The sequence below is a fragment of the Halococcus sp. AFM35 genome (assembly GCF_051195015.1).
Lineage (GTDB): Archaea > Halobacteriota > Halobacteria > Halobacteriales > Halococcaceae > Halococcus.
Genome location: NZ_JBNTJU010000105.1, coordinates 1 through 737, shown reverse-complemented (window position 1 = coordinate 737; position 737 = coordinate 1). Strand labels below are relative to the sequence as shown.

1 protein-coding gene is annotated in these 737 nt (G+C 49.5%); it reads right to left on the bottom strand.

The genetic code is table 11. The features are described 5' to 3' along the window. On the bottom strand, positions 1-606 hold a 606-nt coding region (locus tag ACQUQO_RS18270; RefSeq protein ID WP_435080085.1), incomplete at its 3' end, for a transposase. Between the last annotated feature and the right edge of the window lie 131 nt (positions 607-737).

Genomic DNA, 737 nt, shown 5'->3' with positions numbered 1-737 from the left:
CGTCTCGGCGAACTCGTCCATTCCCGCCGGGAGGTCCTGGACGATCTCGTCAGAGAGATCGTCCATGAAGTTGTACACGACTTTGGCGATCAGGTCAATCCGAGAGAGTTGCTTGATGTTGGCCTCAATGAACGTTGAATCCATCCGCTGGGTACTTGCGTCGATCTCGAACTGTTCCTGGAGGTAGCTGCGGTGGTCTTCGAAGACCTCGTGCAGCAGGTCTCGACCTGTTTCTTCCTCGAATTTCATCAGCCGTCGGCGGAAATTCGTGAACGTCTTCGCACAGATATTGTCACCGAGCGTCTCTTTACCCAGCGCGTTTCGGACGCGAAAATCGAACAAGTAGGCGTGTTCGAGCTGTTCATCGGATAGTCCAAGCAGGTGCTTGATGATCTCCAGCGAAACCAACTCGTTGACCGGCTTGTTCGGACGGCTATACCCGCCATGGTATAGCCGTCCGAATGTTCTCTCATCAATCTGAGTGAAAATGTGTTCGTAAAAGTGGGTAGACCAGTGATTCCGCAGTTTCTTCTTTGGTCCAGCAGGGAGGTCTTTGACGGGCGAAAAGAGCGTCTCCTGCTGATGTTTGTGATTCTCTCTAAACATATTTTCATCCAGCTTAGCAACTAATCGAGCTGAAGTAACGTATAGCTATTGCATATAATCCTAATAAGTTTATCAGAATCTGCTTGTGACCTATGAATCGTCAAAAGGGACTCCTTTTTACTTCGCCCTCA